Raw genomic sequence first — 14,585 nt, 5'->3', positions numbered from 1 at the left:
CATAAGGAGGGAGGCGACCGCTCTCGCTTGTCCGGAATCGTTTCGTCCTCTCCGCTAAGTTGTGCAGATCCCCCACTTTAATTAGACATACGAAAAGAAACTGGACTTGGAGGACGACATTCCACCTCATCATCTTGTTCGCATCATTCATGAAGCGGTCAACCGATAATAGCGTTCCAGTTTGACGTAAGGAACGAAAACGATTGATGGTACGGAAGTCCGGGAGCTGTCTCCCAGCAAGCCACATGAGAACACGATATTCTCATGGACGGCTTTGGCAATCTGACGAGATTCGCTGTGTGTAGGCGTAAATCATGACTTTGGTGAGCATCTTGGGATGGTGTCTCGTCCGCCACCGGGATAGGCGGCCCAAAAGATGCGGTCATCCAAGCGTATTTCTGCTTCGAGGACTGACGAAAGTGACCTAGGTCGGATGGCTTTCGCTTGCCCATAATCTACTCAAGCAAGCGACAAAGACCGAAAAGCAAGAAATGGCGGTGCAAGGATAACATCCTGAGCACCGCCATTTCTTCATTTGACACACTTTATATCTGACGAACCGCCCGTCAAGTGAGCAAACCTACTTATGGACAGCCCCTTCTCTCCACTCTAACTGCTGGCGCGTCGTTGATGTTTGGCGAGCAGGGAGGGCGCTATTTTTTTGACCTGGTCATAATAGTTATCCGTTTTGTCGCCCGTCGACGAATATACGATGGACGTTTCCTTGTCGCTCACGATCAGGTTATGCCCGCCAGCCGCATTGGCATCCCCTTCTGTAACGCCGTATATCTCCTTGATCCCTTTTTCCCTGGCCGCTTGATCCTGATAGACATACACGGTAATAAACTGGCTTGCATCATAATTGATCCGGTATTGATACGTGATGTTGCCTACGTTGTCCTCCGCATAGGTTTCGTTGGTCAGCGGCATGCCCACCTGATTGAATGAGGCCTGGAGATCCTCAAGGAATTTTCCATTCATGCCCCGCCCCGATATCCGGGCCTCCCTGGAACCTTCCTCGTAAGCCCTCATGTTATATAAGCGCGCCTCGTCCCTGGCCACCTGCCTGGAACAACCGACCGATATGGCAAGAATGGAACAAATCAATAAAGCGGTAAAGATTTTGCGATAATTCATGTTCACTCACCCTTCCTTAGGTGTCAGAGGCTGCCTTCCCTTAGAATGCCTGAGGATGAGGAACATTATGCGTATGCGAAATCAAGGTAATATTATAGAGCAATGACGTTTCTTCCAACCGCCCCGCCCTGTAAAATGGTGTTCAGCACTACAGGTAGATCGGTTAGTCCGTATTCGGTAATTCCTTCTTGAAGCACGGATGCCGGCTTCCATTCATCGGCCAGCTTCGACCATACTGATCGGCGGTAGGCCATTGAGCAGTATACCGAATCGATTCCGAGGAGATTGATGCCTCTAAGGATAAACGGAAACACCGTCGCATCAAAAGCACCGCCGCCTGTCATACCGGAAACAGCGACACTTCCTCCATATTTTACGCTTTTCAGAAGTGAACCCAGTTGGTTGCCTCCGACCGGATCTACCACTGCTGCCCATCGCTCGGCAGAGATGGCTCCCTTGGAGGCTGCCGCAGCTTCTGCCCTTGATATCACTTCATGGGCTCCCAGCTGTAAGAGCCAGTCCCTCTGACTGGATTTCCCTGTGGATGCCGTCACGCGATAGCCTAACTGACTGAGGATGGAAACTGCGAAGCTGCCCACTCCCCCCGTCGCGCCCGTAACCAGGACGGGACCCTGCTCCTGCTGCAGGCCATTCCGTAACAAGGCCTCTATCGATAATGCAGCCGTAAAACCTGCGGTTCCGATGGCCATCGCATCACGCGGGGACAAACCCTGCGGCAGCGGGACGAGCCATTCTCCCTTAACCCGTGCGTACTGGCTGAACCCGCCTTCGTGAGATACCCCTAATTCATAACCGGTACAGAGGACGGAATCGCCTTCCTTGTAATTTGCATGAGTGGAATGCACAACTGTTCCTGCTAGATCAATGCCCGGAATGAACGGGTACCGGCGAACAATTTTTCCTTCCGGTATGCTGGCCAGCCCGTCTTTATAGTTGACCCCGCTGTATAACACCCGGACAATAACGTCACCTTCGGGCAGTTGCTTCAAACTCAGGTTCTCCACGCTGCCGCGAACCCCTTGCTCATCTTGACGCAGCACGTAGGCCTGAAAGTCGGTTTCGTTGTACACACGGATCACTCCTTTGGTTAGTTTAGGTGCTGTAAAGCAATCTGGATCTGCACTATGAATATGTCGAAGCTTTATACATGCTCTCGGAATATGGCGACTTATGCGCTTTCCCGAGAAATGATCCAGTATCGTCCTTTATAATCAGAATTATGTTATTATGGAAAAAGGGTACTTTCATAAAAAAATTATCAGCAGGAGTTGAAATCCACGTTATGACTCATTTTGATCATGGATCTAAACGTAGATCCTTCCGCTTCTCGTACTTACTAACTTTGGTGACCTTAGTTCTGTTACCGGTCGTCTATAAATCGATCAGCCAGTTTTTTGAAGCCCTTGGTATTCATACACAATCAGGGGGCATTGCCGGCTCGTTTCTCGTGTTCTTTCTAAGCTTGGGGCTCATTCTTACACTGTATCGGCTAATCTTCAGAGTTTTCCCCATCATTACCCGGCCTGGTCTCAAAGTATACGTATTATTCGGTCTACTCTTCCTATTGATTATCGGGACCTACGAATACAGGAGCACATACCGCACGGTTGAAGCGGCCGTGTTCAATGGGAAGCATGCTTTTCTTGAGGCATCTTTCAGGGTTGATCATGCTGAAATCATACAATCAGAATTATCGCCGAACAAGGCATATGCTTTCTTGGATACACCTGGAACGGGATTGCATTTATCAACCTATACCAAGGGATGGTTCGGATGGAACACTTCATTTGCAACAATATTATACCCTCCTGCTAAAGATTCCTCTTCTCACTCCGTATTCTCGGAGACAAGCAAGTATTCATCACTCGTCATTGGCGTATATAGAAGCACAGAACCCATTCAGATTCATGTAAATGGTCAGCCGGCACATACCATACCCTACCAACAACTGAGGCCAGATGTCAGTGAAGATTTGTACATGTGGTATTACGAACGCCAGCCCGACATGCTTGAGAACAACGACCAAGTTCATCTCACCGCGAGTGACATCAACGGAAGTATTGTGGATCGACTTGACCTATAGCCGAGTACAAAAAGACGCTCCTTCTCCTGCCAAGCGGCAAGATTTGGAAAGCGTCTTTTTCATTGCTGTATTTTATAACTTAATCTTCATGTTGTTCCATGAACTCGGCCATCATCCGCTGTTTCACTTCCCAGACCTCTTCACTCAGATTAACGCGGTATATTTCCGGATTAAGCTTCCGCAGATACTCCGGCCAGAACTGATCCAGCTGAGCATCATGATAGCTGCGAATCTCTTCAAGCTTCGGCAGCTCATACACCAGTTCGCCATTCATGAACACCGGTTCAAGCATGGACACCGCTTCAAAATTCTTTACATTCTTGCGCATATAAGGATGCAGCGGATTAAACAGCTTTAATTTCCCGTTTTCCGGCGGCATCTCTTCTTCCGGGAAGCAGATGTAATCGGCTATCGCTTTGCCACTGCCCTTGGATATGATGCGGTATACCTCTTTTTTGCCTGGTGTGGATACTTTTTCGGGATTGCCCGAGATTTTGAGGGTCGGCACCATCTTGCCGTCAACCTCCCGCTCCACGAGCTTATAGACGCCTCCGAGCGCAGGCTGGTCGGCTGCCGTGATCAATTGGGTACCAACGCCCCAAGTATCCACTTTAGCCCCCTGTGCCTTGAGATCCAGAATCGTTCCCTCATCCAGATCATTGGATGCCACGATGCCAACATAATGAAGACCAGCCTCATCCAGCATCTTCCGTGCCTGAATCGACAGATAGGCCAAATCCCCGCTGTCCAGACGAATAGCATTCATCCGCTTCCCTTGGGCCTCCAGCTTCTTCGCTGTTACAATGGCATGGGGAATCCCGCTCTTTAACGTATCAAAGGTATCCACCAGCAGCGTCACTTGATCCGGCATCACCTCGGCAAAAATATCAAAGGCCTCCTGCTCACTCCGGAAGGTCTGCACCCAGGAATGCGCATGCGTACCTTTCGTCGGGATTCCGAACTTCTCGCCAGCCAGCATATTCGATGTGGCATGGAAACCGGCCAGATACGCAGCACGCGCGCCCCAAACCGCCGCATCCGCTTCCTGTGCACGTCTTGTGCCAAACTCCAGCAAGGTATCGCCGCTGGCAACCTGACGGATACGGGACGCCTTGGTGGCGATCAAGGTTTGAAAGTTCATGAAATTCAAGAGTGCCGTTTCAACCAGCTGTGTTTCAAAAATGGTGCCTTCAACTCGAATGAGCGGCTCATTCGGGAATACCAGCGCCCCCTCTTTCATGGAATGAATATTCCCTTGAAAACGGAACCGGCGAAGCTCCTCCAGAAATTCAGGTTTATACTTCTCTTCCTGTTTGGCCAAATACGCGATATCATCCTCCGTGAAACGCAAGGATTCAATATAATGTATAATCCGTTCAAGACCGGCAAAAACCGCGTATCCGTTACCGAATGGCAGCTTGCGGAAATACGCCTCAAACACCGCACGCGTACGATGAGAGCCATTAATCCAGTGAGCGTACATCATGTTGATCTGGTATTTGTCCGTATGTAGTGCTAATCCTGCTGTCAGCATCACGATCATCCTCCACTGTTACCCGGTTCATCTAGGCTTCCGGGTGGTTCAAGCTGTCTATTAATTAAGAAGTTCCTTACTTCGCACGACCGATGCCCCGAGACTGCCTTGAAAGTGACTTAAAGCCCACTTGTGTCCCTCCGGATTAAAGCTCGCGACGGCATCTTCATAAACCGTAATCCGGTATCCGTAATTATAAGCATCCACTGCAGTATGCAGCACGCAGATGTCGGTGCACACTCCGACGAGATCGACTTCGGTAATCCCGCGTTCCCGCAGCTTCTGGTTCAGATCCGTACCGCAAAATGCGCTGTATCTCGTTTTGTCCATCCAATAAATGGTGTCCTTGCGTTCCTCATATACCTGCTGAAGTTCACCGTATAATTCCCGCCCCCGGGTTCCCCGAATGTTATGCGGAGGAAACAGCTTGGTCTCAGGATGATAAGCATCATTGTGCTCATGCAGGTCCACGGCCATTACAACAAAATCACCGCGATCGCTGTATGACTTGGTTAGCTCCGCGATTGTGTTCTGAATGTCGATGGCGGGTTCGCCTACGGGCAGATTGCCATCCACGAAATCATTCGTGAAATCTATCACGATCAAGGCTTTCATCTGACACACTCCTCTTCAACATGATTAATGTGATCGATAAAATAACAGCGGGTGAATCCATTCATTCCTACGTATAAATCGATAGCAGCGGTGCATGATCCGTAAAACGATACAATTGGGCCGGCCGTTGGGAATATTGATTGGAATTTAGCGGCTTGCCGTTCTCATCCCGAGCTTCTTCCAGTATCCCCTGCCTGCTGCGGGTCGATGTGATTTTGCGGATAAAATTCGGCTCGTTGAACTCGGGCACGACGGTCTGAATGACCTGATACAACTCACTCAGTGTAAAATGCTCCGGTAAAAACTGTCGCGCAATCGTCGTTTGCAGCATTTGCTGCTGAATCTTGCGGTACGCATCCATAATGATATCCCTGTGGTCAAAAGCAAGCTCCAGCTCCTCCAGAGCTTCCGCTACAGTAAACAGACCCACCTCTTCCGCATCATCGGCAGCCTGGCGGTGCTCCAGCATCCATTCTTCTACCAGCGCGTAGAATGCGTGGCTAATAATCCAGCCCCTTGGATCCCGTCCCGGTGCGCTGTACACGCCCAAGTACTCCAAGTGACCGCCGTCCACCCCGGTCTCTTCCTTCAGTTCCCGTTTGGCGGCATCGTAAATAGACTCACTCTCACGGCAAAATCCGCCGGGGAGTGCCCACATCCCCGCACATGGCCATGATCTGCGCCTGATCAGCATCACCTTAAGCTCACGTATGGGCAATGTCTTGGTGAAGGTTTTCCGTTCCCGCTTCGTCAAGGTAAACATCACGATATCGGCGGGTACACCATCCGGTGTTCTGTATTTCTTGGCATTGCTCTTTGGCGCCTGTTCGCGATCCGTCATTTCCATCACCATAACTATTATTTTGATAATTTCATTATGACATATTTAAAGATGATGTCAAGGATTTCCTGACCTCATCCTCTTTATAAGTGTACTATGCCCTATTCATTCTCATTCTGTGCATAATGTAACAAGAATAGAAAAGGTGCGGAACCATTCCGCACCTCGTTTCATCTATCCGCAGCTGCTTGGCGGCGTATCTTTTCCTGTTTCCACATTCACTTTTTCCGAAACGGTATCATGAATCACGGACACAACCAGCTGAAGAAGATAATTAATATCGCTTTGACTTTGCTGGAATTCCATCACGAGCGGAATACCGTCAATTTCCTCTTGCAGTTCCTCGATCTCCCGTTCGATTTTGGCAACCATATCCTTGTTCTGGAACGATTCAAAGGCTACGATTTCTTTTTGCTTTTTCTTAATGGTTTTAATCAGGTTTTGAACCCGTTCGTGGTTCTGGATCTTCTCTTCGGCCTGCTTAAACATCTGAACTTCTTCACTGGTGGATATTAATTCAGCCAGCTCGCCGGCTTTTGCTAAAATATCGTCACGTATAATCAATTCACGCGTGTTGTAAGTTGACATACCGTATGTGTTCGTACGAACATGATCATGTGCCAAGGTTCATCGCTCCAATTCTTCATCATCTATATGGGAATATGCAGCACCAGCCGCATTCTGCTCGCAGCCCAATGCTGCATTTGAATGCTGTGCTTCTCTATTATACCGCATCCGAGGCAGGAATCGTGTTCGGGATCATATCCCCTTTGATATACCAGGTCTTCGTATCCGTAATTCGTACATTCACGAAGCTGCCTATGAGATCCGCTGAGCCTTCGAAATGAACCAGCTTATTCGTGCGTGTGCGTCCCGACAGCATGGAATCATTGTTCTTGCTGACACCTTCTACAAGGACCTCCACCGTAGCGCCAAGCAGCCTATCATTGCTCTGGCGGCTGTACTCACTAATGGCTGCATTCAAACGTTGAAGTCGCTCGCTCTTGACCTCCATCGGTACATTATCCTCCATCACCGCTGCCGGTGTTCCTTGGCGAGGAGAATAGATGAACGTATAAGCAGCATCATAACCTACTTCTCGCACAAGAGACAGCGTCTCCTCAAACTGCTCATCGGTCTCACCGGGGAACCCGACAATGATGTCGGTGGTAAACGCTACATTGGGAATTGCCTTCTTAATCTTATGGGCCAGTTCCAAATACGTCTCGCGTGTATATTTGCGGCTCATTTTTTTGAGCACTTCGGAGCTGCCCGACTGTACCGGCAGATGAATATGCTCGACCAGGTTGCCACCCTTTGACAGCACCTCTATCAGATGATCGTCGAAATCCCTTGGATGGGATGTCGTGAAGCGAATACGCGGGATATCGATCTTGTGAATATCATCCATCAGATCGCCGAAACGGTACTCGATATCTTCAAAATCCTTGCCGTAGGCGTTCACGTTCTGACCGAGCAGCGTAATTTCCTTATACCCTTGCCGGGCCAATTCACGAACCTCAGCAATGACATCCTCCGGACGCCGGCTGCGTTCCTTGCCGCGGGTGTATGGAACGATGCAATATGTACAGAATTTATCACAGCCGTACATAATGTTGACCCAGCCGCGGAGACCTTCTCTCTTCTTCGGAAGATTCTCAACAATGTCGCCCTCCTTGGACCACACTTCAACCACCATTTCCTTGCTGAAGAGCGCTTCCTGAATAAGGTGAGGCAGACGATGTACGTTGTGGGTACCAAAGATCAAGTCCACGAAGCCATGCTTTTGGAAAATTCGATTAACAACCGATTCTTCCTGCGACATACAGCCGCAAACCCCAAGCAGCATATCCGGCTTTTCGATCTTCAAATGCTTCAGGTGGCCGAGTTCGCCAAACACTTTGTCCTCCGCATTTTCACGAATGGCACATGTATTGAGCAAAATGACGTCCGCCTGCTTCCGATCCTCGGTTGCCCGGTAGCCCATCTGCTCCAGCAATCCCTTAATCGTCTCGGAATCATGCTCATTCATCTGACATCCGAACGTATACACAATATAATGCTTGCCAGCTCCGATGCTTCGGAACTCTTCCGGCAGCTCGGTATCATACAATACTTCGACACTCTGCTTGCCGCGCTGTTTTTCCTGTCTATGATTAGGCTCCGAAAGGATGTTGATTTCCCGGCCATTGATGCGAATTCTCTTCCCGTGTTCATCTTCCGAGAGAACTTTGGCTCCTGAAAAATCAAAATACTTGGAGTAGTCCTTACTTTCTTTGGACATGCTTGGTCACTCCTTAGATCCGCAAAATCTTTGGTTTACATGACAAAATATCTTAAATAGGCACTGTTTTAAATTATATCATGATCTTATTGCCTAAGCTACCACCCTGGCATTATTGAGGCTAAACCTTAACAGATGATCTTTCTCCTTCAAATTGGCTTCTCGAAACATTAAACCCTTGGGAAATTTCAAAAAAGAGCCTGAAATCGAAGTGAATCGACTCAGGCTCTTCCAGCTGTGATGGCTTAACAGCAGCACATGCGTGACACATACATATGTTCATAAAGGTTTACTGAAGCTATGGATTAATCAATAATTTCAGCAGTGTCTCCGGTTTTGGCGCCAGCAGCGTTAGCTTCATCGGTATCGATGTGCATGTCGAGCGCAAAATTATCGGATACGCGGGCAATGACATTCTCCAGTACAAGACCGCGTTCGCCGCCTAAGCGTACCTTCAGCAGATCCTTGTCTTTAATCCCCCATTGATCCGCATCGGACGTATGGAAGTGAATGTGACGAGCAGCTACAATAACACCTTCGTCCACCGTTACTTCACCTGCCGGGCCTTTAATCGTGATACCCGGGGTACCGGCGATGTTTCCGGATTCACGTACGGGTGCTTTCACACCGATGGCGAAGGAATCCGTGCGGGAAATTTCCAGCTGGGTTGCAGGACGTGCAGGTCCCAAAATTCTTACTTTATCGAATTGTCCCTTCGTTCCAATGACCGCTACCGTTTCGTTGGCTGCGAATTGTCCTAGTTGGGACAATGGTTTGAACTCTGTAAGCTGATATCCAGGGCCGAACAATGCCTCAATATGCTCTTGGGTTAAATGAATATGGCGGGCGGATACACCCACAGGTACAGTTTTACTCATCTGTCTCACTCCTTGTTTTTCTCTATATGCTGTACATGCCATCACCTATTATACTCTCTATTACCCAAAAATAAAAAGGCAACCCGGGTGATTTAGGCCGCCTTCTTCCGTTTCATGAGCAATCTGCAACAGGATTGTCAAAGTTATCCTCGAATCATGGTCGTTATGCAAAAGGTCACTATGCCTGGGCTGACAATGACGGCAAATTCTGCTCAAGAAAATGGAGGGCATACTCCGACATCCAGCCCTTGACCATCGATTCAGGATAATGTTTAAGCAGCAGCTCCTGAAAATCCGGATACCGGCCCGGATGCTCAAGTCCGTTGACCCATTGATCAATCCCGTCGAAATCCGAACCAAACATGATGTGGTTCTCTCCGCCCAGCTCACAAATCTTCTCGATGTGGAGCAATACGTCCTCCGGCTTGACACCCACTACTCCGCTGCGGATAAACCAGGGCACAAACGTGATTCCGATCATCCCGTTTAGCGCGATTAATGCCCGTATCTGTTCATCATTCAAATTCCGGGGATGCTGGCAGACGGAGTACGCATTGGAATGCGAGGCGATGATGGGTCGCTTGGTCAGCTCCGCGAGCTCCCAGAAGCCAGCTTGGGACAGATGGGACACATCCAGAATAATACCTGTCGAATTGCATAGCTCTACCAGCTGACGCCCCCGTTCTGTGAATCCCCCATTTCGCTGCTCCAATGCTCCATCTGCAGCCCAGTTCGCATAATTCCAGGTAATCCCCATAAAACGAACGCCCATCTCAAACAAGAGCTGGACGTAATACAGATTCCCCTCCAGCCCGTCAACGCCTTCCAGCGATAGAACGCCGTACCGTCCATTCTTCCGTTGTCCGAACTCTTGGACTTGTTCCCGCCAGAGCAGTGGCTTCAGATGACCCGGTTTAACAATGCGGCTGCGGTAAGTATCTATTTGTCCCAGCACCCGTTCAAAGGAGGGTCTCCCCCATTTCTCCGATAAAAAAACAGCGAACACCTGAAGGGCCAGATCGCCCTCCTCCATGCGCTGCAGCGTTACATCCAAATGCGGGTCATCCACAAAGGAGGCTTGGGAATCTTCCCACATTTTGCTCAAAACATCACAGTGAAAATCAACCGTCCGCATCGCGCCATTCATCTCCCTTCTAAACTTATCACAGCAAAAAGCCTGTTTACACCAAGGAGAGTAAACAGGCTAATACCTCAACATTCGAAATTTATCTAGGTTCTACGATCAATTTAATTGCCGTCCGGTCTTCGCCATCAATCACAATATCCGTAAAAGCAGGGATACAAATCAAATCCACCCCGCTCGGTGCTACAAATCCCCGGGCAATCGCTACCGCTTTAATGGCCTGGTTCAGTGCTCCCGCCCCAATCGCTTGCAGTTCCGCCCCGCCTCGCTCCCTAAGAACTCCAGCGAGCGCCCCTGCAACTGAATTAGGATTGGATTTTGCTGAAACTTTTAATACTTCCATGGTAAGTACCTCCCCTGGGAATGTTGAGTGATGGTTTGCTTCCGCTTACTAGATGTTATTCGTGAGAGGGGAAAAAATTCCTGCTTTTTACCATCCGTTCCTAATTTAATTAAACGGATTCCGCCTTTTTTAATCCATCCGCCATTCGTCTTCGTACATGCGGATTTTTTGTATCTTCCGGGCTCTTCCCGTTTCCTCATCCATATCCACGCATACGGCATGGAACTGCCATTTGCCTTCGTCGACCTGGAAACGAGCAGGAAGCTGGGTCTTGAACTTATACATTACCGCATCACGCTGCATACCGAGGATGCCTTCCTTGGAGCCGACCATGCCGGTATCCGTAATATAAGCTGTTCCTCCAGGCAGTATGGTGTCGTCATTGCTTTGTACGTGCGTGTGCGTTCCGACCACCATCGAGGCGCGGCCTTCCAGATGCCATCCCATGGCAATCTTCTCCGAGGTTGCCTCTGCATGGAAGTCCACCAGAATGCACTTCGTCTTCTGGAGAAGTTCATCCACAATGTCATCGGCTGCACGAAACGGGCAATCGATCGCAGGCAGGAATGTTCGTCCCTGTAAATTCACAATCGCTAGCTGTTTGCCGTTCGCTTTGATGATCGTGTATCCGCGGCCCGGTGTGCCGGGCGGAAAGTTTGCCGGACGAATCATGCGAGGCTCATCATCGATAAACTCAAAAATATCCTTGTTATCCCACGTGTGGTTTCCCAAGGTGATGCCATGAATGCCCCAATTAAAAAATTCATTGGCTATGGCCGAGGTAATGCCGCGTCCTGAAGCTGCATTCTCCCCATTGGCAATAATGATGTGCGGATTATATTTGGACTTCAGCTCCGGAAGGGAAGCCTTCAAAGCTTTACGACCTGTACTGCCGACAATGTCTCCGATGAATAATACGTTGATGTCAATCACTCCTTCAGGGATGCTTGTCCTGATTCCCGGCAAGACCGTTCCCGATTCATAAATGTCCGAACTGTATTTCCGGAAATTTCAAAGATAAAAAGTGGCCGGATTGCGGCCACTTTTTAAGGTTCAAACTCTATTTTGCGTAATCCACCGCTCGGGTTTCCCGGATAACGGTGACTTTGATATGACCCGGATAATCCAGTTCATTCTCAATCGTTTTGGTAATGTCGCGTGCCAAGCGGAATGCTTCAGCATCGTCGATTTTCTCAGGCTGTACCATGACACGAACTTCACGTCCTGCTTGAATGGCATAGGATTTCTCAACGCCTTCAAAGGATTCGGAAATTTCTTCGAGCTTCTCAAGACGACGGATATACGTCTCAAGCGTCTCTCTGCGTGCTCCCGGTCTGGCAGCAGACAATGCGTCAGCTGCGCCAACCAGCATGGCAATAACCGAAGTTGCTTCACAATCACCGTGATGAGAGGCAATGCTGTTGATAACCACCGGATGTTCCTTATACTTCTTCGCCAGCTCCACGCCGATTTCAACGTGCGATCCTTCCACTTCATGATCCAGCGCTTTACCGATGTCATGCAACAGTCCTGCCCGTTTCGCAAGCACGATGTCTTCGCCCAGTTCGCCGGCCATCAGGCCAGTCAAATAGGCCACTTCCATGGAGTGTTTCAACACATTTTGTCCATAACTCGTACGGAATTTCAGTCGACCCAGAATTTTGATCAAATCTGGATGCAAACCATGAACGCCAACCTCGAAAGTGGCTTGTTCTCCGTATTCGCGAATGCGTTCGTCCACTTCCTTGCGGGATTTCTCCACCATTTCTTCGATACGAGCCGGATGAATCCGTCCGTCTGCCACGAGCTTTTCCAAAGCTGTACGGGCAATTTCACGGCGAATCGGATCAAAACCGGAGAGAATAACAGCTTCCGGAGTATCATCGATAATAAGGTCAATCCCTGTAAGGGTCTCAAGTGCACGAATATTCCGGCCTTCACGTCCGATAATCCGGCCCTTCATTTCTTCATTCGGCAAAGTGACAACAGATACCGTGGTCTCAGCTACGTGATCAGCCGCACAGCGTTGAATAGCCAGCGTGATGATCTCGCGTGATTTCTTATCTGCCTCTTCCTTCGCCTGCTGCTCGATTTCTTTAATCATCTGAGCGGTTTCATGACGAACTTCCTGCTCAACATTACTGAGAATAATGCTGCGGGCATCCTCCATCGTCAGGTTGGAGATGCGCTCCAGTTCTGTCGTTTGTTTCTTGTAAATGGCATCGATTTGCTGCTGGGTTTCCTCTATTCGTTTCTCTTTGTTCGCCACTTGTTCTTCTTTACGTTCCAAAGATTCTATTTTTTTATCCAGCGACTCTTCCTTTTGCAACAATCTGCGCTCCTGCCGTTGAATTTCATTCCGGCGCTCACGAGTGTCTTTTTCAGCTTCGGCTCTGATTCTATGGACTTCGTCTTTAGCTTCGAGAACCGTTTCTTTCTTCAATGCTTCTGCTTCCTTCTTTGCACTTTCTACGATCTGCAAAGCGGCATGCTCGGCACTGGAAATTTTAGCTTCTGCAAGGGATTTGCGAATAAAATAACCGAACCCAAAGAATATAGCGGCTACAACGAGAACGATTACGATCCAGATCCATGATTGCATCTGTTCACCTCCTCGTTGGTTCCTCCAAGGCATTCCTTGGGAAATGTTCAATTGTCAGGTTACTCATTCATACATAAAATTTTCCGGCAGTGGAAGCTGCCGTCCATACTGCGCACGCCGTATCACGTACGCAAATCCCGCCTTAGCCAGCGGAATACATTTCACTATGAATTGGCGATTAAGAATCTTTCACAAAGTAGTCACTTTTTTGGAAGGAAAAAGGATTCTAATTTATGATAAAAAGATTCATATTTATTTTAGTATTTATAAAAAGATATTGTCAAGGGAAAGCAATGGGTAAACGTCAGTTTCATCCAATGAAACCATTTCTTACGCGAAAAAGTACCCAAATTGCCCTTTATTCGAAATCTCCGAGCTCGTCGTCCCACTCGCCCTTTTCCTGATCCTCATCCACCAGACGTTTGAGGACCTGACGCACCTGATCCCCGCCGAAGCCCCTACGCATTAAATATGCTCCCGTTTTACGTTTGCGATCCAGCATCTCCCCATGGGTTTGCTGCCATTTTTTCCGTCCCACGGCGAGCCCGCTCTCCAATTCGGCATCTGCACTGATCTCGCCCAATGCCTCGGAGATCAGCTCCGTGCCGATTCCCTTCTGTCTCAGTTCCTGCTTGACCCACAGCCGTCCCTTCTTATGGCTCGTCATTCGCTGCTCTGTCCACATCTTGGCGTATAACGCGTCATCTATCAGCTTGTCCTTCTCCAAGCGCTCCAGCGTTGTCTCCACGCTGCTCGGCTCGAAACCTTTTTGCTGCAGACGCTGGGTGATCTCCTTGGCTGTTCTTGGTTTCCTGGCCAGATGATTCAGTGCCTCTACGTAAGCCCGCTGTCGCTCGTCGGCCACGATAATTTCTTCTAACTCTTCCTTGCGAAAAACATTTCCCTTGAACATCCGGTATTTCAGTATTACATCTTCATGCACGGTCATGAGGTACGGACCAAACGCGATTTGGTATCGGTGTTTGGGCTTTTTCAGCATTTCGACTGACGTTACAACCAAATCCTCGTGAGCCGGAAAATGCTCAATACCTGATGATTCTGCCTGCTCCGACATTTCTTTATTCTCTTCTTCCATATGTCGC

14 protein-coding genes and 1 pseudogene are annotated in these 14,585 nt (G+C 48.9%); 1 reads left to right on the top strand and 14 read right to left on the bottom strand.

What is annotated here, in order from left to right; genetic code table 11:
- Positions 1-169 precede the first annotated feature (169 nt).
- From J7E85_RS35120 to J7E85_RS07725, 3 genes and pseudogenes are all read right to left on the bottom strand, one after another.
- Positions 170-393, bottom strand: a pseudogene (locus J7E85_RS35120) (transposase); the annotation flags it as partial.
- A gap of 216 nt (positions 394-609) precedes the next feature.
- On the bottom strand, positions 610-1,137 hold the full coding sequence (locus J7E85_RS07730; RefSeq protein WP_215156563.1) for a hypothetical protein: 528 nt from the start codon (positions 1,135-1,137) through the stop codon (positions 610-612).
- 92 nt (positions 1,138-1,229) lie between these two features.
- Entirely contained in the window at positions 1,230-2,228 is a 999-nt protein-coding gene (locus J7E85_RS07725; protein WP_215156562.1) for an NADPH:quinone oxidoreductase family protein, read from the bottom strand.
- Between the two features lie 275 nt (positions 2,229-2,503).
- Between J7E85_RS07725 and J7E85_RS07720 the strand changes: the two genes are divergently transcribed.
- A complete protein-coding gene (locus tag J7E85_RS07720; RefSeq protein ID WP_353049471.1) occupies positions 2,504-3,241 on the top strand; it encodes a hypothetical protein in 738 nt (245 codons plus the stop codon).
- 79 nt (positions 3,242-3,320) lie between these two features.
- Here the strand turns inward: J7E85_RS07720 and J7E85_RS07715 are convergent, their stop codons facing one another.
- The 11 genes from J7E85_RS07715 to J7E85_RS07665 form a co-directional block, all read right to left on the bottom strand.
- Positions 3,321-4,775 (bottom strand): nicotinate phosphoribosyltransferase, encoded by a 1,455-nt coding sequence (locus tag J7E85_RS07715; protein ID WP_215156575.1) that lies wholly within the window; start codon positions 4,773-4,775, stop codon positions 3,321-3,323.
- A gap of 60 nt (positions 4,776-4,835) precedes the next feature.
- Complete coding sequence (locus tag J7E85_RS07710) at positions 4,836-5,390, bottom strand: cysteine hydrolase family protein (protein WP_215156560.1); 555 nt, start codon at positions 5,388-5,390, stop codon at positions 4,836-4,838.
- A gap of 67 nt (positions 5,391-5,457) precedes the next feature.
- On the bottom strand, positions 5,458-6,243 hold the full coding sequence (locus J7E85_RS07705; RefSeq protein WP_215156559.1) for an NUDIX hydrolase: 786 nt from the start codon (positions 6,241-6,243) through the stop codon (positions 5,458-5,460).
- A 162-nt stretch (positions 6,244-6,405) separates the two neighbouring features.
- Positions 6,406-6,855 (bottom strand): YlbF/YmcA family competence regulator, encoded by a 450-nt coding sequence (locus J7E85_RS07700; RefSeq protein WP_076324921.1) that lies wholly within the window; start codon positions 6,853-6,855, stop codon positions 6,406-6,408.
- A 100-nt stretch (positions 6,856-6,955) separates the two neighbouring features.
- Positions 6,956-8,515: a tRNA (N6-isopentenyl adenosine(37)-C2)-methylthiotransferase MiaB gene (gene miaB, locus J7E85_RS07695; protein WP_215156558.1), complete on the bottom strand. Its 1,560-nt coding sequence runs from the start codon at positions 8,513-8,515 to the stop codon at positions 6,956-6,958.
- Between the two features lie 305 nt (positions 8,516-8,820).
- On the bottom strand, positions 8,821-9,393 hold the full coding sequence (gene pduL, locus J7E85_RS07690) for a phosphate propanoyltransferase (RefSeq protein ID WP_215156557.1): 573 nt from the start codon (positions 9,391-9,393) through the stop codon (positions 8,821-8,823).
- A gap of 178 nt (positions 9,394-9,571) precedes the next feature.
- Positions 9,572-10,528, bottom strand: coding sequence for a dipeptidase (locus tag J7E85_RS07685; protein WP_215156556.1), 957 nt, complete (start codon positions 10,526-10,528; stop codon positions 9,572-9,574).
- Positions 10,529-10,619: 91 nt separating this feature from the next.
- Positions 10,620-10,880 carry a stage V sporulation protein S gene (locus J7E85_RS07680; protein WP_006211249.1) on the bottom strand — a complete coding sequence of 87 codons (261 nt, stop codon included), beginning with the start codon at positions 10,878-10,880 and terminating at the stop codon, positions 10,620-10,622.
- Positions 10,881-11,009: 129 nt separating this feature from the next.
- Positions 11,010-11,813, bottom strand: a complete 804-nt coding sequence (locus J7E85_RS07675) for a TIGR00282 family metallophosphoesterase (RefSeq protein ID WP_076324925.1) — start codon at positions 11,811-11,813, stop codon at positions 11,010-11,012.
- 127 nt (positions 11,814-11,940) lie between these two features.
- Positions 11,941-13,482 carry a ribonuclease Y gene (gene rny / locus J7E85_RS07670; RefSeq protein ID WP_215156555.1) on the bottom strand — a complete coding sequence of 514 codons (1,542 nt, stop codon included), beginning with the start codon at positions 13,480-13,482 and terminating at the stop codon, positions 11,941-11,943.
- Between the two features lie 358 nt (positions 13,483-13,840).
- Positions 13,841-14,578 carry a regulatory protein RecX gene (locus tag J7E85_RS07665; RefSeq protein ID WP_215156554.1) on the bottom strand — a complete coding sequence of 246 codons (738 nt, stop codon included), beginning with the start codon at positions 14,576-14,578 and terminating at the stop codon, positions 13,841-13,843.
- Positions 14,579-14,585 lie beyond the last annotated feature (7 nt).

This window comes from Paenibacillus sp. ISL-20 (assembly GCF_018613005.1).
Classification (GTDB): domain Bacteria; phylum Bacillota; class Bacilli; order Paenibacillales; family Paenibacillaceae; genus Paenibacillus_AQ.
This window is presented reverse-complemented; position numbering and strand designations above follow the sequence as displayed.